This is a genomic window from Micromonospora sp. NPDC002389 (assembly GCF_040296095.1).
GTDB lineage: Bacteria > Actinomycetota > Actinomycetes > Mycobacteriales > Micromonosporaceae > Micromonospora.
Genome location: NZ_JBEOWP010000003.1, coordinates 177,554 through 199,634 on the forward strand (window position 1 = coordinate 177,554; position 22,081 = coordinate 199,634).

General features: G+C 72.9%; 22 protein-coding genes and 2 riboswitches. Of the genes, 13 read left to right on the forward strand and 9 right to left on the reverse strand.

Annotated features, from left to right (window positions below):
• Positions 1 to 16: 16 nt before the first annotated feature.
• The 5 genes from ABT008_RS06955 to ABT008_RS06975 are packed head-to-tail and all read left to right on the forward strand — an operon-like array spanning position 17 to position 5,916.
• Complete coding sequence (locus ABT008_RS06955; protein WP_350694339.1) at positions 17 to 1,228, forward strand: CaiB/BaiF CoA transferase family protein; 1,212 nt, start codon at positions 17 to 19, stop codon at positions 1,226 to 1,228.
• A gap of 38 nt (positions 1,229 to 1,266) precedes the next feature.
• A complete protein-coding gene (locus ABT008_RS06960; RefSeq protein ID WP_350694931.1) occupies positions 1,267 to 2,118 on the forward strand; it encodes a cyclase family protein in 852 nt (283 codons plus the stop codon).
• A complete protein-coding gene (locus tag ABT008_RS06965; protein ID WP_350694341.1) occupies positions 2,111 to 3,535 on the forward strand; it encodes an MmgE/PrpD family protein in 1,425 nt (474 codons plus the stop codon). The genes ABT008_RS06960 and ABT008_RS06965 overlap by 8 nt, the downstream gene beginning before the upstream one ends.
• A 42-nt stretch (positions 3,536 to 3,577) precedes the next feature.
• Positions 3,578 to 5,044 (forward strand): dihydroorotase, encoded by a 1,467-nt coding sequence (locus ABT008_RS06970; protein ID WP_350694343.1) that lies wholly within the window; start codon positions 3,578 to 3,580, stop codon positions 5,042 to 5,044.
• Entirely contained in the window at positions 5,041 to 5,916 is an 876-nt protein-coding gene (locus ABT008_RS06975; protein ID WP_350694345.1) for an HpcH/HpaI aldolase/citrate lyase family protein, read from the forward strand. Before ABT008_RS06970 ends, ABT008_RS06975 begins: the two co-directional genes overlap by 4 nt.
• A 23-nt stretch (positions 5,917 to 5,939) precedes the next feature.
• On the opposite strand, the gene ABT008_RS06980 is transcribed toward ABT008_RS06975, so the two are convergent.
• From ABT008_RS06980 to ABT008_RS06990, 3 genes are all read right to left on the reverse strand, one after another.
• Positions 5,940 to 6,881 (reverse strand): ADP-ribosylglycohydrolase family protein, encoded by a 942-nt coding sequence (locus ABT008_RS06980; protein ID WP_350694347.1) that lies wholly within the window; start codon positions 6,879 to 6,881, stop codon positions 5,940 to 5,942.
• Positions 6,882 to 6,919: 38 nt separating this feature from the next.
• Positions 6,920 to 7,564, reverse strand: coding sequence for a formylglycine-generating enzyme family protein (locus ABT008_RS06985; RefSeq protein WP_350694932.1), 645 nt, complete (start codon positions 7,562 to 7,564; stop codon positions 6,920 to 6,922).
• Between the two features lie 101 nt (positions 7,565 to 7,665).
• A complete protein-coding gene (locus ABT008_RS06990; protein WP_350694349.1) occupies positions 7,666 to 8,259 on the reverse strand; it encodes a cysteine hydrolase family protein in 594 nt (197 codons plus the stop codon).
• Between the two features lie 101 nt (positions 8,260 to 8,360).
• Between ABT008_RS06990 and ABT008_RS06995 the strand changes: the two genes are divergently transcribed.
• Positions 8,361 to 9,359, forward strand: a complete 999-nt coding sequence (locus tag ABT008_RS06995; protein WP_350694350.1) for a tyrosine-type recombinase/integrase — start codon at positions 8,361 to 8,363, stop codon at positions 9,357 to 9,359.
• Between the two features lie 9 nt (positions 9,360 to 9,368).
• Here ABT008_RS06995 and ABT008_RS07000 read toward each other — a convergent pair whose 3' ends face one another.
• Positions 9,369 to 9,935 (reverse strand): TetR/AcrR family transcriptional regulator, encoded by a 567-nt coding sequence (locus ABT008_RS07000; protein WP_350694352.1) that lies wholly within the window; start codon positions 9,933 to 9,935, stop codon positions 9,369 to 9,371.
• A 55-nt stretch (positions 9,936 to 9,990) separates the two neighbouring features.
• On the opposite strand from ABT008_RS07000, the gene ABT008_RS07005 reads away from it, so the two are divergent.
• Both ABT008_RS07005 and ABT008_RS07010 read left to right on the forward strand, forming a co-directional pair.
• Complete coding sequence (locus tag ABT008_RS07005; RefSeq protein ID WP_350694353.1) at positions 9,991 to 11,052, forward strand: FAD-dependent monooxygenase; 1,062 nt, start codon at positions 9,991 to 9,993, stop codon at positions 11,050 to 11,052.
• Between the two features lie 50 nt (positions 11,053 to 11,102).
• A riboswitch (ZMP/ZTP riboswitch) is annotated at positions 11,103 to 11,186 on the forward strand.
• Between the two features lie 25 nt (positions 11,187 to 11,211).
• Positions 11,212 to 12,072 carry a bifunctional 5,10-methylenetetrahydrofolate dehydrogenase/5,10-methenyltetrahydrofolate cyclohydrolase gene (locus ABT008_RS07010; RefSeq protein WP_502890373.1) on the forward strand — a complete coding sequence of 287 codons (861 nt, stop codon included), beginning with the start codon at positions 11,212 to 11,214 and terminating at the stop codon, positions 12,070 to 12,072.
• Here the strand turns inward: ABT008_RS07010 and ABT008_RS07015 are convergent.
• Positions 12,069 to 12,848 carry an endonuclease/exonuclease/phosphatase family protein gene (locus ABT008_RS07015; RefSeq protein ID WP_350694356.1) on the reverse strand — a complete coding sequence of 260 codons (780 nt, stop codon included), beginning with the start codon at positions 12,846 to 12,848 and terminating at the stop codon, positions 12,069 to 12,071. The two genes, ABT008_RS07010 and ABT008_RS07015, sit on opposite strands and share 4 nt — an antisense overlap.
• Before the next feature lie 175 nt (positions 12,849 to 13,023).
• On the opposite strand from ABT008_RS07015, the gene ABT008_RS07020 reads away from it, so the two are divergent.
• The 3 genes from ABT008_RS07020 to ABT008_RS07030 are packed head-to-tail and all read left to right on the forward strand — an operon-like array spanning position 13,024 to position 15,233.
• The gene (locus ABT008_RS07020) at positions 13,024 to 13,803 is read left to right on the forward strand and encodes a sulfite exporter TauE/SafE family protein (protein ID WP_350694358.1); all 780 of its coding nucleotides are present in this window, start codon (positions 13,024 to 13,026) and stop codon (positions 13,801 to 13,803) included.
• A 33-nt stretch (positions 13,804 to 13,836) separates the two neighbouring features.
• Positions 13,837 to 14,613, forward strand: coding sequence for a GNAT family N-acetyltransferase (locus tag ABT008_RS07025; RefSeq protein WP_350694360.1), 777 nt, complete (start codon positions 13,837 to 13,839; stop codon positions 14,611 to 14,613).
• Between the two features lie 35 nt (positions 14,614 to 14,648).
• Complete coding sequence (locus ABT008_RS07030; RefSeq protein ID WP_350694934.1) at positions 14,649 to 15,233, forward strand: GNAT family N-acetyltransferase; 585 nt, start codon at positions 14,649 to 14,651, stop codon at positions 15,231 to 15,233.
• Here the strand turns inward: ABT008_RS07030 and def are convergent.
• On the reverse strand, positions 15,216 to 15,722 hold the full coding sequence (gene def / locus ABT008_RS07035; protein WP_350694362.1) for a peptide deformylase: 507 nt from the start codon (positions 15,720 to 15,722) through the stop codon (positions 15,216 to 15,218). The two genes, ABT008_RS07030 and def, sit on opposite strands and share 18 nt — an antisense overlap.
• A 10-nt stretch (positions 15,723 to 15,732) precedes the next feature.
• Positions 15,733 to 17,001: a chorismate-binding protein gene (locus ABT008_RS07040; RefSeq protein WP_350694363.1), complete on the reverse strand. Its 1,269-nt coding sequence runs from the start codon at positions 16,999 to 17,001 to the stop codon at positions 15,733 to 15,735.
• 96 nt (positions 17,002 to 17,097) lie between these two features.
• Between ABT008_RS07040 and ABT008_RS07045 the strand changes: the two genes are divergently transcribed.
• The gene (locus ABT008_RS07045; RefSeq protein ID WP_350694365.1) at positions 17,098 to 17,298 is read left to right on the forward strand and encodes a DUF5999 family protein; all 201 of its coding nucleotides are present in this window, start codon (positions 17,098 to 17,100) and stop codon (positions 17,296 to 17,298) included.
• Between the two features lie 121 nt (positions 17,299 to 17,419).
• Here the strand turns inward: ABT008_RS07045 and gcvP are convergent, their stop codons facing one another.
• Entirely contained in the window at positions 17,420 to 20,239 is a 2,820-nt protein-coding gene (gcvP, locus tag ABT008_RS07050) for an aminomethyl-transferring glycine dehydrogenase (protein ID WP_350694367.1), read from the reverse strand.
• Between the two features lie 77 nt (positions 20,240 to 20,316).
• Positions 20,317 to 20,415, reverse strand: a riboswitch (glycine riboswitch).
• 62 nt (positions 20,416 to 20,477) lie between these two features.
• A complete protein-coding gene (locus ABT008_RS07055; protein WP_350694368.1) occupies positions 20,478 to 21,344 on the reverse strand; it encodes an NAD-dependent protein deacetylase in 867 nt (288 codons plus the stop codon).
• A gap of 71 nt (positions 21,345 to 21,415) precedes the next feature.
• Here ABT008_RS07055 and ABT008_RS07060 point away from each other — a divergent pair, with 71 nt between their 5' ends.
• Positions 21,416 to 22,075 (forward strand): NAD(P)H-binding protein, encoded by a 660-nt coding sequence (locus ABT008_RS07060; RefSeq protein ID WP_350694370.1) that lies wholly within the window; start codon positions 21,416 to 21,418, stop codon positions 22,073 to 22,075.
• The last annotated feature ends 6 nt before the right edge of the window (positions 22,076 to 22,081 follow it).

Consider the following 22,081-nt stretch of genomic DNA (forward strand, 5'->3'; position numbering starts at 1 on the left):
ATGCGAACGACATGAAATGGGGGCTCCCGTGCACGACGGACCGCTGACCGGCCTGCGCGTCATCGACGCCTCGACGATCCTGGCCGGACCGCTGTGCTGCCAGATCCTCGGCGACTACGGCGCCGACGTCATCAAGGTCGAACACCCCGTCGCCGGGGACAGCATGCGCGGACACGGCCACGCCAAGGACGGCGTACCGCTGTGGTGGAAGGAGATCTCCCGCAACAAGCGCACCCTCGGACTCAAGCTGTCCACACCGGAAGGCGCCGACCTGCTGCGCCGCCTCGCCGCCACCGCCGACGTGCTGGTGGAGAACTTCCGGCCCGGCACCCTGGAACGGTGGGGGATCGGCCCCGACACCCTCCTGGAGATCAACCCGGCGCTGGTCGTCGTCCGCATCTCCGGCTTCGGCCAACGCGGCCCCTACGCCCACCGGCCCGGCTTCGGCACCCTCGCCGAGGCGATGAGCGGCTTCGCCCACCTCACCGGCGACGAGAACGGCCCGCCCACCCTGCCGGCGTTCGGCCTGGCCGACAGCATCTGCGGCATCGCCGCCTCCTCGGCCACCATGGTCGCGCTCTGGGCCCGCCACCAGAACGGCGGCAAGGGCCAGGTCGTCGACCTCAGCCTGCTCGAACCGATCATGATGGCCGTCGGTCCCGGACCCACCGTCTACGACCAGCTCGGCATCATCGGCCAACGGCACGGCAACCGCTCCACCAACAACGCGCCCCGCAACACCTACCGCACCCGCGACGGCTCCTGGGTGGCCATCTCCACCAGCGCCCAGACCATCGCCGAACGGGTCCTGCGCCTCGTCGGACACCCCGAGGTCGTCGACGAACCCTGGTTCGCCTCCGGACGCCAACGCGCCGAACACGCCGACCTGCTCGACTCCTACGTCGGCGGATGGATCGCCGAACGCACCCGCGACGAGGTGATGCGGGCCTTCGACGAGGCCGGCGCCGCCGTCGCCCCCGTCTACGACGCCCGCGACATCGTCACCGACGAGCACGTCCGCGCCGCCGAGATGGTCGTCGACGTCCCCGACCCCGACTTCGGTCAGGTCCTGATGCACAACGTCCTGTGGCGCATGTCCGAGACCCCCGGCCGGATCCGCTTCACCGGCCGACCCCTCGGCGCCGACACCGACGATCTCCTCGTCAACGAACTCGGCTGCACCCCCGACACCGTCGCCGACCTGCGCGACCGGGAGATCGTGGCCTGACGGCCGCCACCACGAAGGTAAGGAATGCCGTGACCACCATGAGCACCACCACCAGCCCGGCAAGCGGAACGCAGACACTGCTGGCCGCCGTGGCCACCGGAACCCGGGTCTACGACCTGGGCCGCCGCCTGAGCATCGGCATGCCCCAGTCGCCGAACCACCCGCCGTTCTGGCACGCCCTGCCGCGCCGGCACGGCGACGCGGTCCGCGTCGACGGCGGCTCCGCCGCCAACGACATCATCACCATGGGCACCCACGTCGGCACCCACATCGACGCCTTCTCCCACGTCTCCCAGGACGGACGGCTGTACGACGGCGCCGACGCCGCCGACGCCGGACGCGGCGGACGCTTCGCCGACCTGGGCGCCCACACCATCGCCCCGATGGTGCGCCGCGGTGTACTGCTCGACGTGCCCGCCGCGCTGGGCACCCCCGAGGGCTGCGTACCCGGCTACGAAATCACCCCGCAGGACCTGACCCGCACCGCCGAACAGCAGGGCACCCCGGTACGCCCCGGCGACGTGGTGCTGATCCGCAGCGGCTGGGGCCGACACTTCGACGACGCCGACCGCACCCGCTTCGTCGGCCACGACAGCGGCGTACCCGGCGTCGGTGAGGCCGGCGCCACCTGGCTCGCCGACCAGGGCGTCCACGCCGCCGGCGCGGACACCATCGCCTTCGAATGCCTACGCCCCGGCGCCGGACACAGCGTCCTGCCCGCACACCGGGTGCTGCTGGTCGAACGCGGCGTCTACATCATCGAGACGATGGCACTGGAGGAACTCGCCGCCGCCCGAGTGCACGAGTTCCTGTTCGTGCTCTCACCGCTGGCCATCTTCGGCGCCACCGGCTCGCCGGTGCGTCCGCTGGCGGTGGTCGTCGATGCCTGAGCAGACCCTCGCCCGGCAACTCGCCGCGTTCGCCGCCCACGCCCGCACCGCACCCCTGCCCGAACCGGTCGTCACCAGCGTGCGCCAACGGGTCCTGGACATCCTCGGCCTCTGCGTCGCCGCCCACCGGCTACCGACCAGCCACGCCGCCCTCGAACACGTCGCCGAGCAGGGCGGACGCGCCCAGGCGTACGTCGTCGGCCTACCCGACGCGGTACCCGCCGCGCAGGCCGCGTTCGGCAACGGCGTCCTGGCCCACTCGCTGGACTACGACGACACCCACCTGCCGTCGGTACTGCACCCCAGCGCCGCCGTGGTACCGGCCGCCCTCGCCGCCGCCCAGGCCGCCGGCGCCGACGGCACCGCCCTCACCACCGCCGTCGCCGTCGGCATCGAGGTCACCGTCCGCCTCGGCATGGCCGGCTACGACCCCGCGCTGAACAACTCGGTGTTCTTCGAACACGGCCAACACGCCACCTCCATCTGCGGAGCGATGGGCGCCGCCGTGGCCGCCGGCATGCTCGTCGGCCTCGACGAAGACGGCCTGCTGGACGTACTCGGCGTGACCGCCTCGATGGCCGCCGGAGTGATCGAGGCCAACCGCACCGGCGGCACCGTCAAACGGCTGCACTGCGGCTGGGCCGCACACAGCGCCGTCACCGCCGCCGACCTCGTCCGACGCGGCTTCACCGGACCACCCACCGTGCTGGAAGGCCGATTCGGCTTCTTCACCGCCTTCCTGCGCGGCGAAGCCGACCACGACCAGGTCACCGACGGACTCGGCGAACGCTGGGCAGTGCCGGACATCTTCTTCAAGCCCTACCCGGCCAACCACTTCACCCACGCCGCCATCGACGCCGGCCTGGCCCTGCGCGCCCAGGACGTACCGGTCGACCGTATCGACCACATCGAACTGCGGGTACCCGCCGCCGTCATCCGCACCATCGGCCAGCCCATCGACACCAAACGCACCCCGGACACCGGCTACCAGGCCCAGTTCAGCGGCCCGTACGCCGTCGTCGCCGGCCTACTCGGCGGCGGCGGACTCGGCCTCGGCCTCGGCGACTTCACCGACGAATTGGCCCGCGACCCAGCCCGCCGCGCGTTGATGGCCCGCGTCGACGTGGTCGCCGACGACGAATGCACCAAGATCTTCCCCTACCAGTTCCCCGCCATCGTGACCGTCCGCACCGACGACGGCCGGACCTGGCGCGAAGAGGTCCTCACCAACCGGGGCGGCCCGCAACGACCACTGTCCGACACGGAACTGGCCATGAAGTTCCACGACAACGTCGCCGGTCGCCTCGACCCGGACACCGCCGAGAAGGTGGTGGCCGCCGTCGCCGACCTCGCCGCCGTCACCGACGTGGCCGACCTGCTGCGCCCACTGACCCGGCTGCGCACCGTCACCGACTGACCCGCCCGCGACCCGTCGCCCGCCGACCATCAGGAGCACAACATGCAACCCTTCGATCTCGTAGTGCGCAACGTCCGCGTGGTGCGACACGACCAGGCGCAGCCGGCGGCGCTGGACATCGGCGTACGCGACGGCCGGGTCGCCCACCTCGCCCCGAACATCGACGCCACCGAGGCGACCACCGTCGTCGACGGCGGCGGCAAGCTCGCCTTCCCCGGCGTCGTCGACGCCCACCAGCACTGGGGCATCTACCACCCACTGGCCGAGGACACCGGCACCGAGAGCCGCGCCTGCGCCCAGGGCGGCGTCACCTCCGCCATCAACTACATCCGCACCGGCCAGTACTACCTCAACCGGGGCGGACCGTACGGCGAGTTCTTCCCCGAAGTCCGCGCCGCCACCGACCACCGCTCCTGGGTCGACTACGCCTTCCACGTAGCGCCGATGACCGCCGAACACATCGACGAGATCCCCGACCTCGTCAGCGAACACGGAATCACCTCGTTCAAGATCTTCATGTTCTACGGCGGCCACGGCCTACACGGACGCTCCGCCGACCAGAGCTCGTTCCTGATGATCCCGCCCGACGCCCGCTACGACTACGCCCACTTCGAGTTCGTCATGCGCGGCGTGCAGGCCGCCCGCGAACGCTTCCCCGAACTCGCCGACGAGATCTCCCTGTCGCTGCACTGCGAGACCGCCGAGATCATGTCCGCGTACACCCGCATGGTCGAGCAGGAGGGCACCCTCACCGGCCTGGCCGCGTACAGCGCCTCCCGCCCACCGCACTCCGAGGGCCTGGCGGTCAGCATCGCCGCGTACCTCGCCCACGAGACCGGCCTGCCCACCATCAACCTGCTGCACCTGTCCTCGGCCAAGGCCGTCGACGCGGCGATCCGCATGGCACAGGCGTTCCCGCACGTCGACTTCCGCCGCGAGGTCACCATCGGCCACCTGCTGGCCGACATCGACACCGCCTACGGCCTCGGCGGCAAGGTCAACCCGCCGCTGCGTCCCCGCGAGGACGTCGAGGCGCTCTGGGCGCACCTGCTCGACGGCCAACTCGACTGGGTCGTCAGCGACCACGCCTGCTGCCGCGCCGAAGTCAAGTTCGGTGAACCCGACGACGACATCTTCGTCGCCAAGTCCGGCTTCGGCGGCGCCGAATACCTGCTGCCCGGCCTGATCAGCGAAGGCACCAAACGCGGCCTGTCCTACGCCCGCGTCGCCGAACTGACCTCGTGGGCACCGGCCCGCCGCTTCGGCCTGGCCACCAAGGGCGCCATCGCCGAGGGCCTGGACGCCGACTTCTGCCTCGTCGACGCCGACCACACCTGGACCGTGCGCGCCGACGAGTCGCTCTCCGCGCAGGAGTACACGCCGTTCGAGGGCATGGAACTGACCGCCCGGGTCACCGACACGTTCCTGCGCGGCGAGCAGATCCTGCGCGACGGCACCGTGGTCGGGCAGCCACGCGGCCGATACCTGTCCCGCCCGACCCGCCCATGACCGCCGTCGGCACGTCCCCGCCCATCGCCCGCAGCTACCTCTACGTGCCGGGGGACCAGCCGGACAAGCTGGCCCGCGCCGCGACCCGCGGCGCCGACGCCTGCATCCTCGACCTGGAGGACGCCGTCGCACCCGCGCACAAGAGCGCCGCCCGCGACACCGTCGCGACGTTCCTCGCCGACGCGCCCGCCGGCCCCCAATGGTGGGTACGCGTCAACGCCGACACCCCGGCGGCCGACATCACCGCGATCGCCGGACCGCGCCTCACCGGCGTGGTAGTGCCCAAAGCCGACGTCGACCTGCTCGCCGAGGTGGACCGGCAGCTCGGCGACGCCGAACACGCCCACCGCCTACCGACCGGCTCCCTGGTGGTCTTCGCCCTCCTGGAGACCGCCGGGGGAGTATGGCGGGCCGACGCGGTGGCCGCCGCCCGCCGAGTGGTCCGACTCGGCCTCGGCGAAGCGGACCTGGCCGCCGAACTGCGCCTGCAACCAGGCCCGGACAAAACCGAACTGTGGCCCATGCGCTCCCGCGTGGTGCTGGCCGGCGCCACCGCCGGCCTCGCCCCACCGGTCGGCCCCACCGAAACGGCCCTACGCGACCCGGACCGCCTCGAACAGACCAGCCGGCTCCTGCTGCGGCAGGGCTTCCGAGGCCGCACCGCCATCCACCCCGCCCAGGTGCCGGTGGTCAACCGGGTCTTCACACCGACCGACGAGGAGGTGGCCGCCGCCCGCGACGTCGTCGACCGGCTGACCGCCGCCGAACGCGACGGCTCCGGCGTGACCGTCACCGCCGACGGACGGCTCATCGACGCGGCCGTGGCGCGCAGCGCCCACGAGATCCTCGACCGCGCCACCGCAGGCCGATAACCCTGCGACCGACCCCGCACCCCTCACCGCACCGACTCCCGCAACGCCACCAGACCCGACGCCAACCGCCACACCACACCCGCGTCCGGCACCGCCACCAACCCACTCCACGGCAACTCCGCCCGCACCGCCTCCGCCGACGACCCCCCACCCAACAGCCCACCCACCAACGCCGCCACCGTGTCCGTGTCCCCACCACACCGCACCGCCGCCACCAACCCGTCCCGCACCGAACCCGCGCTCCGCACACAGTGCAGCACCGCCGCGACCGTCTCCGCCGCATCCAGACCCACACCCGACGGCGGGGGAGACCACCCACCCGCCACCACCGCACCCACCAACCCGGCCAACCGCGGCGCGTCCCCACACACCGGACGCGCCACCTCCACCAATTCCACCGCCCGCGCCACCACCACCGCCACCGGCGCGCCCGACACCGACCACGACGCACACCCCGCCATCACCACCGCCGCCACCAACGCCTCCGGCGCCCGATGCGTCGCCCGCGTCAACTCCACAGTCCGCGCCACCAGCAGATCCACCCGCTCCGGAGGCACCGACCACCCCACCGGCAACGCCCGCATCGGCGCGCCGTTCGTGCCACCCTCCCGATCGTCGGGCACCGCCCCAGTGGCCCGGAACGCCGCCAACGCCGCCCGCGTCGACGGACCCGCACCCGGCACCGGAGGATCCTGCGCCGCCACCCGCGACAGGAACGTCACCGCGTCCACCTCACCGCCACCGTCCACCAGACACCGCGCCACCAGCAGCGTCAACGCCGTGTCGTCCGACGTGGCCCCGGCCGCCCACCGGTCACTGGCCCGAGGCGTCTCGATCACCTCGGCACCGTCCTCCGTCGGCGGGCGCCCCTCGTACGGCACCCCCAACGCGTCCCCACAGGCGTACGCGGTCAGCGCCCCCGCCACCCGCCGCACCGTCACCGACTCATCCACGACACTCGACACACCTGCAGCCTAGGCGGCCGAACGAGGGGAGTGGTCGACTACTCTGCGTGACCGGACCGGGCGAGGCGGAAACCCACGTCGTCGATCGCGTAGCTCGGATGACTGCGCCGCCGCACCGACGCCCGGCAACTCCACTGCTCGTCGAACCAGCCGCCGCCACGCAACACCCGGTAGGTGCCGTACACCTCGGGGTCGTACACGTCCCAGCACCAGTCCCAGACGTTGCCCAGCATGTCGTACAGACCCCAGGCGTTGGGCCGCTTGCCGCCCACGTCGTGCAGCCGCTCACCGGAGTTGCCGCGATACCAGGCGATCTCGTCCAGCGGCCCGTAGCGCGGACCCTCGGTGCCGGCCCGGCAGGCGTGCTCCCACTCGGCCTCGGTGGGCAGCCGGTACCCGTCGGCACCGAGGTCCCACTCGACGTCCTCACCGTCGATCCGGTACGCCGGCCGCAGCCCGTCGGCCTCGGACAGGGCGTTACAGAACCGCACCGTGTCCCACCAGGACACCGTCTCCATCGGACGGCGGCGCTCGTCGGGCGCACAGGGGACACCGACGACCGAGGCGTACCGGGCCCGCGTCACCGGATGCGCGGCGAGCCGGTACGGCCCGACGTCGACCGGCCAACTGCGCTGCGTACGCCGGTCCGACAGCACCACGCGTCCCGCCGGAATGTTCACCATCACGCTGTCGGAGTCCACGAGGAGCAGATGCTACCGACCCGCCGCCACCGCCGAGCCCTCCCGGCCGGTCAGCCCATGTTCGATAATTGACATTATGTCAACTAGACCTGTTTCGGAGTCCCCTCGACGGGGTCTGTGCCGGGCGCGGTGAAGCCGACAGTCGCCGTCTCCGCCGTCTCGGCACGACGCCCGGGTGCGCTCTCGTGGCCCCAGTACAGGTTGGTGTGCGCGATGACCTGAGCCGGCGGCGGCGCGGCGTACGCGGTGCGGTCCACCGTGGTGTGCGCGTCGGCGACCAGGGTCGTGTCGTAGCCCCGGACCAGTGCGCCGTGCAGTGTCGAGCGGATGCAGCCGTCGGTCTGGGCGCCGGCGACGACGAGCCGCCCCACCCGGCGCTCGGCCAGCAGCACCTCCAGGTCGGTGCCCTCGAAGGAGTCGCCGTAGCGCTTGTGGACCACCGGCTCCGAGTCCCGGCGGGTCAACTCCGGGACGTACTGCCAGGCGTCGCTGCCGCGCGGGATCCCGTCCCCGGAGTGCTGCACCCAGATGACCGGTGCGTTCTCGGCTCGGGCCCGCTCCACCAGCGTGTTGATGTTGGCGATCACGCCGTCGCGGTCGTGGGCGTCGGCCACCAACCCGTTCTGGACGTCGATGACGAGCAGCGCGCCGTTGGGGCGCGCGGGCAGGCTTGCCATGGATCTCTCCTTCCCCCGTGTCGCCCCACCGTAGAACGACGCGCCGATCACTCTCCTCCCCTGGTCTACAAAGGACATGAAATTCATGCATAATATCCCTTATGCATGACAAAAGGGATGAAACGGTACAGGCACTGGTCGAGGAGTTCCTGACCTCGCGGGCGACGCGTAAGCCCTCCCCGCACACCCAGGCGGCGTACCGGCGGGACCTGATCGCGGTGGCCGCGCTCGCGGCGGAGCTGGCCACCCCTCCCCTCCCCCTCGACGCCCTGTCCATCGAGGTGCTCTCCCCCAGGCTGATGCGGGCGGCGTTCGCCCGTTTCGCCGCCGAGCGGGCCGCCGCCTCGGTCGGGCGTGCCTGGTCCACCTGGAACGGTTTCTTCTCGTTCCTGGTGGCCGAGCAGGTGGTGGCGGGTAATCCGATGCCGGCGGTGGGACGCCCCCGGGCGCCGCTGCCGGTGCCGAAGCCGTTGCGGGGCGAGGACACTCCCGAGCAACTGCTCGCGGCGGCGGCGCAGGCGCAGGGGCGGCAGCGGGATCCGTGGCCGGAGCGGGACGTGGCGGTGTTGGCGCTGGCGTTGTGTGCCGGGTTGCGGTTGTCGGAGTTGTTGGCGTTGCGGGTCGGCTCGCTGGCGGGTCGGCCGGGTGAGCGCCGGTTGGAGGTGGCCGGCAAGGGTGGGCGGCCTCGGGTGTTGCCGGTGGAGCCGGATCTGGACGCGTTGCTGGCGGACTATCTGGACAGCCGGGGGCGGCGGTTCGGTTCGCGGACGGTGCGGCCGGCCTCGCCGTTGCTGGTGGATCGGCAGGGTGAGGCGTTGCGGCGGGGTGGTCTGCAGTATCTGGTGGAGTCCTGTTACCGGCGTGCGGGGATCGGTGACCGGGTGCCGCGTGGGGCGCGGTTGCACGCGTTGCGGCACACGTTCGCGACGCGGCTGGCCGAGGACGGGGCGGGTGCGGCGGAGATCATGCGGTTGTTGGGGCATGCGTCGTTGGCGTCGTCGCAGACGTACATCGAGGTGACGTCGGGGCAGCAGCGGGAGGCGGCGCGGGTGAATCGCACGTACCGGGCGTTGGTGGGATTGGTGCGGCCGTCCTCGTGAGGTGTGGTCTCAGGCGGGGTGGGCGTCGAGGACGGCCGGGAGGATCGCGGCGATGGCAGCGGTGGGGTCGAAGTCGGGGTCGGGGTTGGCGAGTTGGTTGTTGAGGAGGCCGTCGACGAGGGCGAGCAGGAGTCGTAGGGCGGTGCCGGGGTGGCGGGCGCCGAGTGCGGCGAGCAGTGGTGTGGCCCAGGCGGCGAGGTCGTGTTGGCGTTGGGCGATCTGGTGTTGCAGGGCGGGGTGGTGGGCGGCTTCGGCGAAGATCGCGAGTCGGGCGAGGGTGAGGGCGCGGTGGGTGGTGCTGAGGTCGTGGACGAGGCGGCCGAGGGCGGTGGTGAAGGTGGCGGGGTCGATGCGGTCGAGGGTGCCGGCGAGGTGGTTCCAGCCGGTGGTTTCGAGGTCGAGGATGCGGGTGAGGACGCCGGCGATGAGGGCTTCGCGGGTGCGGTAGCGGTTGGAGGTGGAGCCGGTGGGGAGTTCGGCCTGGTCGTCGACGGCGCGGTGGGTGAGGTGGCGGGGGCCGCGGGTGCCGAGGACGGCGATGGCGGCGTCGAGGAGGCGTTGTTGGCGGGCGTCCACGTGAGGGAGACTACAGCAGTAGTGCAGGCAACTACAGTTGTAGTACGGTCGGGTGATGCGAGGATCAGCGGCCGTCATCGGAGGCGGCGTGGGTGGGCTGGCGGTGGCGGTGGGACTGCTGCGCGCCGGGTGGTCGGTGACGGTGTTCGAGCGGGCGGCGGGGCTGCCCGAGACGGGCACCGGGTTGGGGATCTGGCCGTCGGCGTTGCGGGCGTTGGATCGCCTCGGTGTGGGTGCGTCCGCGCGAGAACGGGGGCGGGCGCAGCCGGACGGGGCGATGCGTCGCCCGGACGGGACGGTGATCGCCCGGTTGGACGTGGGGCGGATCCGGCGGCGGCACGGTGAGGGGGTGCTGCTGCTGTCGCGGCCGGCGCTGCTGGGTCTGTTGGCGGAGGCGTTGCCGGCGGGCACGGTGCGTTTCGGCGCGCCGGTGGCGGGTCCGGCGGAGCTGGATGACGGGTACGACGTGGTGGTCGGCGCGGACGGGATCCGCAGCGCGACCCGGGCGGCGATGTTCGGTGACCGGTTTCCGCTGCGCTATTCGGGGGTGACGGCGTGGCGTGGCACGGTCCCGTTGGAGGTGGCCTCCGGTGGGGAGACGTGGGGTCCGGGGCGCAAGTTCGGGGTGACGCCGCAGGGTCCCGGGGTGGCCAACTGGTATGCGGCGGTGGCCGCGCCGGAGGGTTTCCGGCCTCCGGAGGGTGATCTGGCGGCGTTGCGGCGGTGGTTCGGTGACTGGCACGACCCGGTGCCGGCGGTGCTGGATCGCATCGACGCGGCCGGGGTGTTGCAGCACGACGTGCACTACCTGCCGCCGCTGCCGACGTATGTGCGGGGGCGCTGGGTGTTGCTGGGCGACGCGGCGCACGCGATGACGCCGGATCTGGGGCAGGGCGCCTGCCAGGCGTTGATCGACGCGGTGGCGTTGTCGGAGGCGTTGGCGGCGGAGGCGGACGTGTCGTCGGCGTTGGCCCGGTACGACCGGGCGCGGCGGGTGCCGACGCAGCGGATGGCGGCGATGGCGGTGCGGGCGGGCCGGTTGGCGCAGGTGCGGCGGTTCACCGGGGTGCGGGACGTGGCGTTGCGGTTGGCGTTGGCGTTCGGTCCCCCGGGCTGACGGTTCCCCGGGGTTCGACGGTGGTGGTGGCGGCGTCGGGTGTGCAAGGCTGCGGGTGACGCGACTGGCGGCACCGGGGATGGGATCGACCATCGGGAAGCTCGTCGTGGAGGTCGTCCGCCTGGGCCTCCACGGTCGAGGTGAGCTATGTCCACGATGATGGAGACGGCCCGGTTGTTGCCTGGCGCGCCGGTGGCGGAGCGGATTCTGGCCGAGGTGGCCGAGGATGTGGCGGCGCTGCGGGCGGCGGGGGTGACTCCGGCGTTGGCGACGGTGCTGGTCGGTGACGACGCGGCGAGCGCCCGCTACATCGGGATCAAGCAGCGGCAGGCGGCGGAGCTGGGTTTCGCGTCGCCGCACGTGCGGTTGCCGGCGTCGGCGTCGCAGGCGGATCTGCACGCGGTGCTGGCGGAGCTGAACGCGGACCGGGGTGTGCACGGGGTGTTGGTGCAGCATCCGGTGCCGGGTGGGTTGGACTTCGACCGGGCGGTGCAGGTGTTGGACCCGGACAAGGACGTGGACGGGATGCATCCGGTGAACGTGGGGCGGTTGGCGCTCGGGTTGCCGGGTCCGGTGCCGTGTACGCCGGCGGGGGTGGAGGCGTTGTTGGCGTTCCACGGGGTGCCGGTGTCGGGTCGGGAGGTGGTGGTGTTGGGGCGTGGGGCGACGTTGGGGCGGCCGTTGGCGATGGTGTTGGCGCAGAAGCGGCCGACGGCGAATGCGGCGGTGACGGTGGTGCACACCGGGGTGGCGGACTGGCCTCGCTATACGCGGCGGGCGGAGATCCTGGTGGCGGCGGCGGGGGTGCCGGGGATCGTGCGGCCGGAGCATGTGCGGCCGGGTGCGGTGGTGGTCGGTGGTGGGGTGCGGTATGCGGGGCGCCGGTTGTTGCCGGATGTGGATCCGGCGTGTGAGCGGGTGGCGGGGGCGATCACGCCGCGGGTCGGTGGGGTGGGTCCGGTGACGGTGGCGATGGTGTTCCGTAACGCGGTGCGGGCGGCCCGGTCGGCGGTGGCCTAGCCGAGGTCGACCAGCAGGGGCCGGTGGTCGGAGATGGTGGCCAGCGGGGTGTGCACGGCGGTGACCGGTGGCAGCCGGTGCAGGTCCTGCCGGTCGGCGAGGATGTGGTCGAGTTGGACGCGGGGTTGCCCGGCGGGGTAGGTGGGGCGGCGGCCCAGGGGTTGCCAGCGGGACACCAGGCGGGCGGCCCAGGTGGGCAGGTTGAGGTCGCCGAGCAGTATGCGCGGGGCGGGCAGGGTGCGGAGGGCGCGGACGGCCTGGCGGAGTTGGCGGATGTTCCAGCCGGGCACGAAGGACAGGTGTGTGGCGGCGACGGTGAGGGGTCCGTGGGGGGTGTCCAGGACGGCGGCGAGGACGACGCGGGGTTCGTCGTGCAGAAGGATGAGGCCGCCGCCGGGGCCGGGTACGTAGACCGGGGACCGTAGTGGTGCCGGGCGTAGGCGGGTGATGCGCCAGGTGGTGACCCGGTGGCGGGAGACGAGGCCGACGCCGTAGCAGGGTTCGCCGTGGCCGTCGTCGTCGTGGCGCAGGGGGCGGAACGCTTCGCCGGGGGTGCCGACGACGGCGGCGGCGAAGCGGTGTTCGGTGGCGCCGAGGGCCTGGGCGGCGATGGCGGTGAGGTCGTGGTTGCCGCTGCGGGACTGGTCGCGGTCGACTTCCTGCAGGGCGAGCACGTCGGCGTCGAGGGCGGTGACGGCGGCGGTGAGGCGGGCCGGGTCGACCAGGCCGTCGGTCAGGGACCGGCCGTGCAGCAGGTTGAACGTGGCCAGGCGCACGGTGTCACCTTATCGACGCCGTGGCACAGTTGCCCGATGCTGCGGGTGTTGTTCTGTTCGACGCTGGTGTTCGTGGCGGTGGGCGCGGTCGGGGTGTGGCTGCGGAGGCGTCGGGGCCGGTGAGGCTGGCCACAGGCGGCGGCGTCGGGTGCCTCGGGGTGGGAAGAATGCCGCCGTGGATCTGGACCCGTCGACTGTCGCGCTGCTGCTGACCGCTGCCGCCCTGGCCGGTTGGGTGGATGCGGTGGTGGGTGGCGGCGGGTTGTTGTTGCTGCCGGCGTTGTTGGTGGCGGCGCCGGGGATGCCGCCGGCGACGGCGTTGGGCACGAACAAGTTGGCGGCGATCGCGGGGACGTCGGCGGCGGCGGTGACGTACGCGCGGCGTACGCGTATCGACTGGGCGGTGGCGGGGCCTGCGGCGGGTCTGGCGGTGCTCTGCGCGGGTGTGGGTGCGGCGTTGGCGGGTGCGGTGCCGCCGTCGGCGTACCGGCCGGTGGTGCTGGTGGTGTTGCTGTCGGTGGCGCTGTTCGTGGTGTTGCGGCCGAGGTTGGGGGTGTCGTCGTTTCCGGGGCGGCGTACCCGGGGGCGGGTCGTGGTGGCGGTGCTGGTGGCGGGGGTGGGTATCGCCCTGTACGACGGGTTGATCGGTCCGGGTACCGGCACGTTCCTGGTGGTGGCGTTCACGGCGCTGGTGGGGGCGGATTTCCTGCACGGGTCGGCGATGGCGAAGGTGGTGAACGCGGGGACGAACGCGGGGGCGTTGGCGGTGTTCGCGGTGACGGGGCACGTGTGGTGGCTGTTGGGTGCGGCGATGGCGGTGTGCAACATCGTCGGGGCGATGGTGGGGGCGCGGATGGCGTTGCGGCGGGGTGCGGGGTTCGTGCGGGGGGTGTTGCTGCTGGTGGTGGTGGCGTTGGTGGCGAAGCTGGGCTATGACCAGTGGTTGGCGGGGTGAGCGGCGCGACGCGGCGCGTGTGATCATCGGCGGGTGTCGGTGCGCGCGGAACACGACCGGGCCGTCCTGGCGGGCCTGTTGGGGCGGGATCCTCGGCTGCACGCGTACGAGTTGGGTGATCTGGACGATTTCTTCTGGCCGTACACGTCGTGGTTTCGGCGTGGGGACGCGGTGGTGTTGCTGTATCACGGGGCGGTGTCGCCGACGCTGGTGGCGTTGACGCGGCCGGCCGGGGTGGCGGCGGTGTCGGCGTTGCTGGGTGAGGTGGTGCCGGTGTTGCCGGCCCGGTTGGAGGCGCACCTGTCCCCCGGTGTGGAGGTGGCGTTGGCGGGGGCGTTCGAGGTGACGTCGTCGGGGACGCATCTGAAGATGGCGTGGACGGATCCGGGACGCGCGGCGGGGGTGTCGCCGGCGGGGGTGGTGTTGGGGCGGGCGGATCTGCCTCGGCTGCGGGAGCTGTACGCGGTCGCGTATCCGGGGAACTGGTTCGATTCGCGGATGGTGGACACCGGCCGGTATGTGGGGATCAGTGACGGTGGCCTGTTGGTGGCGGTGGCGGGGGTGCATGTCTTCTCCCCCACGTATCGGGTGGCGGCGGTGGGGAACGTGACGACGCGGCCGGGGTGGCGGGGTCGGGGGTTGGCGGCGGCGGTGGTGACGCGGCTGTGTGAGGTGTTACGGGCCGACGTGGATCATGTGACGTTGAACGTGAAGGCCGACAACGGGGCGGCGGTGCGGTTGTACGAGCGGTTGGGGTTCACCCGGGTGGCCGAGTACGGCGAGTTCCGGCTCCGCGCCGGTGGTCGCTGATTGTCGGTGGCGGTGGCGGCCCGGTGGCCGCGATGATGACGCGCGTGTCTCAGGTGATTCTGCGTACCGCGCGGTTGGTGTTGGCGCCGTTGGCGGATGTGCATCTGCCGCACGAGGTGGCGTTGGACGCCGATGCGGAGGTGATGCGGTTCCTGGGGCCGGTGCGGTCGGCAGCGGAGGTGGCGCGGCGGCACCGGGAGCGGGTGGCGGTGGCGCGGCGGGCGCCGGGGTTGGGGTTCTGGGCCGGGTCGACCGACGGTGAGTTCGTCGGCTGGTGGTTGTTGGAGCCGCCGTCGCGGGCTGATCAGGGGCCGGTGGTGGGGCAGGCCGAGTTGGGGTACCGGTTGGCGCGCCGGTTCTGGCGGCGGGGTCTGGCGTCGGAGGGGGCCCGGGAGCTGATCCGGCACGGTTTCGCCGACCTGGGGTTGTCGCGGATCTTCGCCGAGACGATGGCGGTCAACGTGGCGTCGCGGGCGACGATGGCGGCGGTGGGGATGCGGTATGTGCGCACGTTCCATCTGCCGTGGGCGGATCCGTTGCCGGGGGCGCAGGCCGGTGAGGTGGAGTACGCGTTGACCCGGGACGAGTGGGCGGCGGGCGGGTCAGGCGCGGCGGGGTGAGTCGAAGCGGCCGGCGCGGATCTCCCGCAGGGCGCGGCGGCGCACGTCGCCGCGCAGCGTGTCGACGTAGAGGCGGCCGGCGAGGTGGTCGGTCTCGTGTTGCAGGGCGCGGGCGAGGAAGCCGCTGCCGGCGATGGTGAGGGGTTCGCCGTGCTGGTCGTAGCCGTGTGCGGTGGCGTGCAGGGCGCGGGGGGTCGGGAAGTACAGGCCGGGGATGGACAGGCAGCCCTCGTCGTCGTCGGAGAGTTCGTCGGACAGTTCGAGGGTGGGGTTGACCATGTGGCCGCGGTGGCCGTCGGCGTCGTAGACGAACACCTGGGCGTTGACGCCGATCTGGGGTGCGGCGACGCCGGCGCGGCCGGGTGCGCCGAGCAGGGTGTCCATCAGGTCGGTGACCAGGGCGCGTAGGTCGGCGTCGAAGCTGGTGACGGGTTCGCTGGGGGTGCGCAGCACCGGGTCGCCGATGATTCGGATGTCCCGCATGGTCATGTCGGCAAGGTTATCGGTCGGTGGGGCCGGCGGTGGGGCGGCCGGGTGGGGTCGGGTCGAGGGCGGCGCGGACCGGGGCGGTCTTGGCGGCGGCTTCGGCGACCTCGGCGTGCGGGTCGCTGTCCCAGGTGATGCCGCCGCCGGCCCAGACGTGGACGGCGTGGCGGTCGGTGGCGGCGGTGCGGATGGTCAGGCCGAGGTCGAGGTGGTCGGGGCCGATCCAGCCGAGGGCGCCCATGCCGGCGCCGCGGCCGACGGGTTCGAGGGCGGCGATGTGGTGCAGGGCGGCGAGTTTGGGGGCGCCGGTGACGGAGCCGCCGGGGCAGACGGCGCGCAGCAGGTCGGCCAGGCCGAGGCCGTCGGCGACGGCGGCGCGGACGGTGGATTCGGCCTGCCACAGGTCGCACCAGCGGCGTACGGCGAACAGGTCGTCGACGCGGACGCTGCCGGTGCGGGCGACGCGGGCCAGGTCGTTGCGTTCGAGGTCGACGATCATGATGTGTTCGGCGCGTTCCTTGGCGGAGGTGAGCAGGTCGGCGCGGCCGGCGGCGGTGGCGGGTCGGGTGCCTTTGATGGGGCGGGTGGTGAGGGTGCCGGCGCGGACCTCGACGAGGGTTTCGGGGCTGGCGCAGCCGATGGCCCAGCCGTCGCCGGTCAGGACGCCGCCGTAGCGGGCGCCGGGGAGCCGGCCGAGGCGGGCCAGGGCGGGGCGGGGGTCGCCGTGGTAGGGGGCGGCGGCGTGGCCGACGACGTTGACCTGGTAGACGTCGCCGTGGCCGATGGCGGTGCGGACGGCGCGGACGGCGTCGGCGTGTGCGGTGGGGGTCCAGCTCTCGGTCCACGGGCCGCGCCACCACGTGCCGGACGGGGTGCCGGTGGTGGGGGTGTCGGTGTGGCCGTAGACGACGACGGCGACCTCGGGCAGGTCGGCGGGGTTGGCGGCGCCGGGGTCGCCGCCGGCGAGCAGGGCGCCGGCGGCGGCGGAGACGTACAGGGCGGCGCCGCAGACGCGGTCGTCGTGGTGGTGGGGGCGGGCGGGGCGGGCCAGGTCGTGCCGGGGTAGGCCGTGGGCGGCGAGGAAGTCCTCGACGGCGGTGGCGGGGTCGCCGCCGGCGGTGGGGCGCCACTGCCAGCGGGCGAGTTCGACGCGGCGGCCTCGGCAGGGTGTGGGCGCGGCCGGCGGGTCGAGCGGTGACGGATCGACCACCGTCCGTGGGAGCGCTTCCACGACGTCTGGTTGGTTGTGGCTCATCCGTTCAGCGGATTTCCTACGGACCACGCACGCTTCTGCTCGATGCGCCATGCGTTTGCTTGGTACTGTGCGTCACTGGTCATGTGAACCATGACACAGTGCCCCCACAGTCCGGAGAACCCGATGTGCCAGCACCAACCCACCTGCCCCTCCGCCGAAGCCACCGACCGGGAAGCCGCCAAGGTCATCGCCTGCTTCCGTGAGCAGGGCTGGAGCCTGCTCTGCAACGGCGTCATCATTTTCGAGGACACCGGCGAACTGCTGCCCGACGGCAGCAGCATCGCACCGCACCGCGGCCCCGCCCGACACGCCCTCGCCGCCTGACCTGCTCACGATCCGTCACGACTCTTCCCGCGTCGACCCAGGCTAGTCCCCGCTGCGGGGACCGTCACGACCAGGTCGACGCGACGCCGGGGCGGCAGGGACCGCCCCGGCGCGGCTGCCGTCAGCTCTCGTACGCCTGCGGCGACGGACACGAACACACCAGGTTCCGGTCGCCGTACCCGCCGTCGACCCGACGCACCGGCGGCCAGTACTTCCCCGCCCGGTCCACGCCGCTCGGGTAGCCGGCCACCGACCTCGGGTACGGGTGCGGCCACTCGTCGCCGGCCACCATCGCCGCCGTGTGCGGCGCGTTGGCCAGGGGGTTGTCCCCGGCCGGCCAGCGTCGGGCCGCCACCTCGTCGATCTCCGCCCGAATGGCGATCATCGCGTCGCAGAACCGGTCCAGCTCGGCCAGGTCCTCGCTCTCGGTCGGCTCCACCATCAGCGTCCCCGCCACCGGGAACGACATCGTCGGCGCGTGGAACCCGTAGTCGATCAACCGCTTGGCCACGTCGTCGACGCTCACGCCGGTCGCCTTCGTCACCGGCCGCAGGTCCAGGATGCACTCGTGGGCCACCAGGCCCTTGTTGCCCGCGTACAGCACCGGGAAGTGTTCCCGCAGCCGCGCCGCCACGTAGTTGGCCGCCAGCACCGCCACCCCGGTGGCCCGGGCCAGCCCGTCGGCGCCCATCATCCGCAGGTACACCCACGGGATCGGCAGGATGCCCGCCGACCCGTACCGGGCCGCCGAGATCGCCGGCCGCCCGTCCACCGGCGCACCACCAGGGTCACCCGGCAGGAACGGCGCCAGGTGCGCGCGCACCGCCACCGGACCCACGCCAGGACCACCGCCGCCGTGCGGGATGCAGAACGTCTTGTGCAGGTTCAGGTGCGACACGTCCGCCCCGAACCGGCCCGGCTTGGCGAACCCGACCAGCGCGTTGAGGTTCGCGCCGTCGACGTACACCTGACCACCGGCGTCGTGCACCTTCGCACACAGCGACGCGATGCCCGTCTCGTACACGCCGTGCGTCGACGGGTACGTCACCATGATCGCCGCCAGGGCGTCCCGATGCCTGTCGATCTTGGCGTCCAGGTCGACCAGGTCGACGTTGCCGTCGTCGTCGCAGCCGACCACCACCACCCGCATCCCGGCCATCACCGCGCTGGCGGCGTTCGTGCCGTGCGCCGACGACGGGATCAGACACACGTCCCGGTGCCTCTCACCCCGGTCGCGGTGGTACGCGCGAATGGCCAGCAACCCGGCCAACTCCCCCTGCGACCCGGCGTTGGGCTGCACACTGACCGCGTCGTAGCCGGTCACCTCGGCCAGCCACCCCTCCAACTGGCCGATCATCTCCCGGTAGCCGGCGGTCTGCTCCGCCGGGGCGAACGGGTGGATGTGGGCGAACTCCGCCCAGCTCACCGGCTCCATTTCGGTGGTGGCGTTCAGTTTCATCGTGCACGACCCCAGCGGGATCATGCCCCGGTCCAGCGCGTAGTCGAAGTCGGCCAGCCGCCGCAGGTAGCGCAGCATCGCCGTCTCCGAGTGGTGCGACCGGAACACCGGGTGGGTGAGGACGTCGTCGGTACGCCGCAACGCCTCCGGCAGCGCCGCCGTCACCGCGCCGTCGACGCCGTCGACCCCGAACGCCGCCCACACCGCCGCCACGTGCTCGCCCGTGGTGGTCTCGTCGCAGGAGATCCCCACCCGGTCGTCGTCGACCAGCCGCAGGTTCACCCCGCGCGCCGCCGCGTCGGCCACCACCTGACCGGCCCGCCCCGGCACCGTCGCCGTGACCGTGTCGAAGAACGGCACGTCGGCCACCTGGACGCCACCGGCCCGCAGCCCGGCGGCCAACCGCACCGCCGTCTCGTGGGTGCGCGTCGCGATCGCCCGCAGTCCGTCCGGGCCGTGGTAGACGGCGTACATGCCGGCCATCACCGCCAGCAGCACCTGCGCGGTGCAGATGTTGCTGGTCGCCTTCTCCCGCCGGATGTGCTGCTCACGGGTCTGCAACGCCAACCGGTACGCCGAGTCGCCGGCCGTGTCGCGGGACACCCCGACCAGCCGGCCGGGCAGCATCCGCTCCAACCCGGCCCGCACCGCCAGGTAGCCGGCGTGCGGCCCACCGAAACCCATCGGCACCCCGAACCGCTGGGTGGTGCCGGCGGCGATGTCCGCGCCGATGTGCCCCGGCGCCCGCAGCAGCGTCAACGCCAGCAGGTCCGCCGCCACCGTCACCAACGCGCCGACCTCGTGCGCCGCCGCCACCAGCGCCGCCTGGTCACGGACCGCCCCGGACGCGCCCGGGTACTGCAGGTGCAGGCCGAAGAACTCCGCCGGCAACTCCTGCGCGGTCAGGTCCAGCACCCGCACCTCGATGCCGAGCGGCTCGGCCCGACCGGCGATCACCGCGATGGTCTGCGGCAGGGCGTCGGCGTCGACCACGTACACCGGGCTGCTGCTCTTCGACGCCCGCCGCGCCAACGTCATCGCCTCGGCCGCGGCGGTGCCCTCGTCGAGCATCGACGCGTTCGCCGTCGCCAGGCCGGTCAAATCCGACACCATGGTCTGGAAGTTCAGCAGCGCCTCCAACCGGCCCTGGCTGATCTCCGGCTGGTACGGCGTGTACGCCGTGTACCAGGCCGGGTTCTCCAGCACGTTACGGCGGATCACCGCCGGGGTGTACGTGCCGTGGTAGCCCAGACCGATCATCGACACGGCGACGGTGTTGCGGTCGGCGAGGGCCCGCAACTCGGTCAGGGTCTCGTGCTCACCGGTGGGCTCCGGCAGGTCCAGACGACCGTGCCAGCGGATCACCTCGGGGATCGCCGCGTCCATCAGCTCGTCGATCGAGGCGTACCCGACCGTCGCCAACATGCGGCGTTCGTCGTCGGGGCCGGGGCCGATGTGACGGTCGGCGAACTCTGTGGTCATGAGGGGCGCTCCTGCGGGGGCGGGGTCGACAGGTCGGCCCTCCCCCTCTGTCACACCCCACGGGCGCTCCACAGTGCCTGACCCACGCGGTCCTTTTGCCTGAGAGGTTCCGGGGAGGATTTGCCCCTTCGGCGCCGCCCCGGCTGCCGCCAGGCGGTCTCTCCCACGCGGGTGCTACCGGCGCGATCAACGCTACCAGCGTCCCCGCCGGCCCACACCGAAGCCCCGGGCCCCCTGCTCAGGAGGCGACGGACACCACGCGGTCCGCCCCGGCCGGGCAGAGCCGGTCGGCCACCGCCGGCAACAGGCGGCCCAGCGGGGCGTCGACGCACAACCGCGCATACCCGTCACCGCGCGTCGGCCCCTGGTTGACGATCACCACCGGTACGTCCTGCCGGGCCGCCGCCGACACGAACCGCCGCCCCGACATCACCGTCAGCGACGACCCGAGGACCAGCAGCAGCCGCGCCTGCCGCACCATCGTGAAACACCGCGCCACCCGGGGCGCCGGAACCGTCTCGCCGAAGAACACCACGTCCGGTTTGAGCATCCCGCCGCAGGCCCCGCAGTCCACGACCCGGAACCCGGCCACCTGCGCGTCGTCGAGATCCACGTCACCGTCCGGGTTGATCGCGGCGGCCCGCGCGTCGAAACCCGGATTGGCCCGCCGCAGCCGACCGTCCAGGTCCTCCCGGGTCGTGCGCGCCCCGCAGCCCAGACACACCACCTCGTCGAGGCGGCCGTGCAACTCCACCACCCCGGTGCTGCCGGCGGCGGTGTGCAGCCCGTCCACGTTCTGTGTGATGATCCCCGCCACCACGCCGGCCCGCTGCAACCGGGCCACCGCCCGATGCCCGTCGTTCGGGGCCGCCTGCGCGATCCACCGCCACCCCAGGTGGCTCCGCGCCCAGTAGCGGCGACGGGCCCCCGCGTCACCGGTGAACGTCTGGTACGTCATCGGGGTGTGCCGACGCGCCACCCCGCTGGGACCCCGATAGTCGGGAATACCCGACTCGGTGGACAGGCCGGCGCCGCTGAGCACCACCACCGCGCCACCGGCCGCCAGCCCCGCCACCTGCTCGATCACGTCCTCCACCCGTACCATGCTGCCCCACCCGGCGGCCCGTCGGCGAGCCGGCGGCGGCAGGAGCGCACCCGGGCGGATAGATTCGGCACATGCGTGTCGTCATCGCCGGAGGCCACGGCAAGATCGCCCGACTGCTGCACCGCGACCTCGCCGCCCGCGGCGACGTCCCGGTGGGCCTGGTCCGCAACCCCGACCACGCCGCCGCGCTGCGTGCCGACGGCGCCGTGCCCGTCCTGGCCGACCTGGAACACGTCACCGCAGGCGACCTCGCCGCACACCTCACCGACGCCGACGCGGTCGTCTTCGCCGCCGGCGCCGGACCGGGCAGCGGCGCCGCCCGCAAGGACACCGTCGACCGGGCCGCCGCCGCGCTGCTCGCCGACGCCGCCCACACCGCAGGGGTACGCCGCTACCTGCTGGTCTCCTCCGTGGGCGTGGACACCGACCCGCCTCCGGGCACCGACGAGGTGTTCGTCGCCTACCTGCGGGCCAAGAAGGCCGCCGAGGACGACCTGACCCGCCGGGACCTCGACTGGACCGTGCTGCGGCCCGGCCGCCTCACCGACGACCCGCCCACCGGCCACGTCACCCTCGACCGGCAGGCGCCCCGGGGCTCGATCAGCCGCGCCGACGTGGCCGCCGTCCTCGTCGCCCTGCTCGACGCCCCCGCCACCGCCGGACTGACCCTGGAGACCGTCGCCGGTCCCACCCCCGTCACCGCCGCGGTGACCGCCCACACCGGCGGCTGAGACCCC

Bases quoted from the DNA above. Each gene is read 5' to 3' on its own strand.
- ABT008_RS06955 (WP_350694339.1), top strand. From the start codon at position 17: ATGGGGGCTCCCGTGCACGACGGACCGCTGACCGGCCTGCGCGTCATC.
- ABT008_RS06960 (WP_350694931.1), top strand. From the start codon at position 1,267: ATGAGCACCACCACCAGCCCGGCAAGCGGAACGCAGACACTGCTGGCC.
- ABT008_RS06965 (WP_350694341.1), top strand. From the start codon at position 2,111: ATGCCTGAGCAGACCCTCGCCCGGCAACTCGCCGCGTTCGCCGCCCAC.
- ABT008_RS06970 (WP_350694343.1), top strand. From the start codon at position 3,578: ATGCAACCCTTCGATCTCGTAGTGCGCAACGTCCGCGTGGTGCGACAC.
- ABT008_RS06975 (WP_350694345.1), top strand. From the start codon at position 5,041: ATGACCGCCGTCGGCACGTCCCCGCCCATCGCCCGCAGCTACCTCTAC.
- ABT008_RS06985 (WP_350694932.1), bottom strand. From the start codon at position 7,564: ATGGTGAACATTCCGGCGGGACGCGTGGTGCTGTCGGACCGGCGTACG.
- ABT008_RS06990 (WP_350694349.1), bottom strand. From the start codon at position 8,259: ATGGCAAGCCTGCCCGCGCGCCCCAACGGCGCGCTGCTCGTCATCGAC.
- ABT008_RS06995 (WP_350694350.1), top strand. From the start codon at position 8,361: ATGCATGACAAAAGGGATGAAACGGTACAGGCACTGGTCGAGGAGTTC.
- ABT008_RS07005 (WP_350694353.1), top strand. From the start codon at position 9,991: ATGCGAGGATCAGCGGCCGTCATCGGAGGCGGCGTGGGTGGGCTGGCG.
- ABT008_RS07010 (WP_502890373.1), top strand. From the start codon at position 11,212: ATGGAGACGGCCCGGTTGTTGCCTGGCGCGCCGGTGGCGGAGCGGATT.
- ABT008_RS07030 (WP_350694934.1), top strand. From the start codon at position 14,649: ATGACGCGCGTGTCTCAGGTGATTCTGCGTACCGCGCGGTTGGTGTTG.
- def (WP_350694362.1), bottom strand. From the start codon at position 15,722: ATGACCATGCGGGACATCCGAATCATCGGCGACCCGGTGCTGCGCACC.
- ABT008_RS07045 (WP_350694365.1), top strand. From the start codon at position 17,098: ATGTGCCAGCACCAACCCACCTGCCCCTCCGCCGAAGCCACCGACCGG.
- gcvP (WP_350694367.1), bottom strand. From the start codon at position 20,239: ATGACCACAGAGTTCGCCGACCGTCACATCGGCCCCGGCCCCGACGAC.
- ABT008_RS07055 (WP_350694368.1), bottom strand. From the start codon at position 21,344: ATGGTACGGGTGGAGGACGTGATCGAGCAGGTGGCGGGGCTGGCGGCC.
- ABT008_RS07060 (WP_350694370.1), top strand. From the start codon at position 21,416: ATGCGTGTCGTCATCGCCGGAGGCCACGGCAAGATCGCCCGACTGCTG.